At 65.6% G+C, this 2,692-nt stretch carries 2 protein-coding genes; both read right to left on the bottom strand.

Annotated features, from left to right (window positions below; translation table 11 throughout):
• Positions 1-1,384: hypothetical protein (locus VF497_RS14140; protein ID WP_330889808.1), on the bottom strand; the 1,384-nt coding region annotated here is incomplete at its 3' end.
• Between the two features lie 190 nt (positions 1,385-1,574).
• A partial coding sequence (locus tag VF497_RS14135) for an acetyl-CoA hydrolase/transferase C-terminal domain-containing protein (RefSeq protein WP_330889806.1) occupies positions 1,575-2,692 on the bottom strand: 1,118 nt, incomplete at its 5' end.

Raw genomic sequence — 2,692 nt, 5'->3', positions numbered from 1 at the left:
AGACCGCGACCGGGATCGGCGAGTGCAGCAGTTCGACGCCGGCCTCGACCGCAGCGTCGCCTTGCGTGCGCAGCCAGCGCAAGGCGCCGTAGCGCCATTGCCGCTCGCCACGGGTTATCGGTGCCAGCGCGATCAGTTCGCCGACGCGCGCGCGTGCATCCTCGCCGGGCTTCCAGCGCAGGCGATAACCGTGCCGGCTGCTGTTGATCACCTCCGCACGTGCATGCTTCGCCTCCGCGCGAGTCGACATGCGCAGCGCCCAACTGGCGACCGGCAGGCTGGTTTCGCCGGCAAGCGGCGAGGTGGACTCCATGTCCTGGCAACCGGTCAGATGGGAATGCACGTGCGCCAAGCCGACTTCGGTTTCGAGCCAGGCCTGATCCGCACTACGCACGGACTCGCGCTCCGTGTGACCCGACCAGACGCGCCTGAGCGCCTCGACGAGATCCACGGCGAGAGTCGCCACGCCGTTGCCATACAACGCATGCACGACGATCCCGTCTTGCCCATGGCTGCCGCTGACGAGCGTGTCCAGTTGTGCGAACAGGGCGCGGATGTCCAGCATCCAGTCCGCGCCGGCATCCATCCATCCCTCGGCCGGCATGACCGGCGGCGACGTGTCGCTGGTGCTGCACACCGCAATCGCGCCGTTCACTGCGCGACCGCGACGTACTTCGCACCACGACGCCAGCACCGGCAGGCTCGTATGCAGTTGCCGGTTTCGTGCCTGGGTGAACTGATTCGGCTTGGCGAAGGCGAGCAGCAGTGCCTGCGTGTAGATCGAACGCGTACTCGCCCGCGCGCCGCCCTGCGCCAGCGTGCTCTCCCTGTCGACGCAACCGCAGCCGACGGCGAAGCCGAACAGGTCGTGCAGGCGCAGCCACACCCCCGCAGCCGGCGCGGCGAGCCTGCGGCAGGCCAGCCACAGGCGCCCCTTCTGGCATGCGCTCGCGCGCACCAGTGCCTTGGCCACGCAGCCGCGCTGCAGGAAAGACACCTTGCCGGAGCGCTCGGCGAGACCGCAGACGACCCCAATGTAGCCCAGCCCCAATTCGCCCTCGATCTCGTCGGCCAGAAGTATTTCGTCGACGCGCTGGGAGGACATCGGAAAAAACTCGCGCACTTCGTTCTTCACGTCGTCGATGAGGGCGGCGGCAGCCAGCTCGAACATTTCGAGCATGGCCAAGCGCTGGCGCGGCGCCATGAGCAGGGTATTGAATTCGCGCAGCGCGTTGCGCAGGCGCATCAGCGCAAACTGCCGGTCGGCGAGTTTCAGGCCGTCCAGCCAGCCGCGCAGGACAATCGGCTCGGCGACCGACGAACCCGGCTCCGGCGCGGATTGCGCCGGCAACATCGCTTCGAGACGATCCAAGACCTGATTCATGAGCTCCCCAAAAGCTGATGAATGTGCCTGCTGTCCGATGTCTAACGCTGTCCTTGCTGCTCGGCGGCGAATATTCGGGACGTCTTCCGTGGCGGTGCTGCGTTTCCGGTGCTTGCCACGGCATTCACCATAGCCCTTTCCCCGCGCCGTGTCCCAACAAAAGAATCCATACGGAATTCATGCACGACGATTACCGGGCATCGCCATGGCCCCGCCGGGCGAGCGCACGGAGCACCAGTCGCCGCGTTACCTTCTCGGCGAAGCTCGTCGGGTGCTGCAGACCCAACCTGGCCATGAGCGTTTCACTTTCAGAGACGTGAGATGGCGACAAAAAGGACAACAGCAAAAAAAATGCCATTTTGAGCTTGCTGGTCGACAAGGCCTTCAGCCGGGTCAGCGCCGGCAGTAGACGCAGCTCGGTTTCGTCGAAGTCGCTGCCGAACGGGAACTCCGGGAAGTGCGCCGCCAGTCCACTATGCTTCAGCGCCGTGGCGAGACTTTCCCTTGTATTTCCGCGACATGTGATAGGTATCACAAAATCACGACGCAGCTTGCCCGCGGCCTTGGCCTGGGCGACGAGGTCGTCCTGGAAACGCGCGTCGGCGATCGCGAGCATGGCGAGGATGCAGTCTTCGTCCGACTTGCCGCGCAGGTCGGCAACACCGTACTCGGTGACGTAAATGTCGCGCAGGTGACGCGGAATGGTCGTGTAACCGTAGTCCCAGAGGATATTCGACTCGACTTTGCCGTGGCTCTCGCGCGTCGAGCGCAGCAGCAGGACCGAGCGTCCGTCGGCCAACGCATGCGCCATCGCGACGAAGTTGTACTGACCGCCAACGCCGCTGACGACTTGGCCGTTGGCGAGCGCGTCCGAGGTCGCCGCGCCGAGCAGCGTCGCCATCATGCAGGTGTTGAAGAAGCGCGCGTCGCGGCGCTGCAACGCGTCGAGCGATTCGCGTCCGCCGTAGAGCTGGTTAATATCAGAGACGCGTGTCATCGACAAACCGTCGAAGGCAGCGCCATCGAGGCCGCGCAGCCAAGCGTAGAATGCGTTCGAACCGAGATAGAACGCTCCGCGCAGGTAACGTCCCTCGCGCAGCGTGCGGCCGGCGAGGACACGGTTCCACTGCGCGCGTGCGTCGGCATTGCCCAGATCGAGCGGCAGGCTCGATCCGTCGGCCAGCTGCAGCGCGGTGAATCCCATCTGCGTGCCCTCGGGCAACAGCCCGAAGCGGAGCAGACGCGCGAACCCGGCCTTGTCGATGTACGGGCCGAGCGCGCCGCAGGCATGCAAGGCGTCCGCCGCGT

Origin of the sequence: Rudaea sp., from assembly GCF_036383415.1 — a bacterium.
GTDB lineage: Bacteria > Pseudomonadota > Gammaproteobacteria > Xanthomonadales > Rhodanobacteraceae > Rudaea.
The sequence above is the reverse complement of the archived record's forward strand: the minus strand, read 5'-3'. Positions and strand labels throughout refer to the sequence as shown.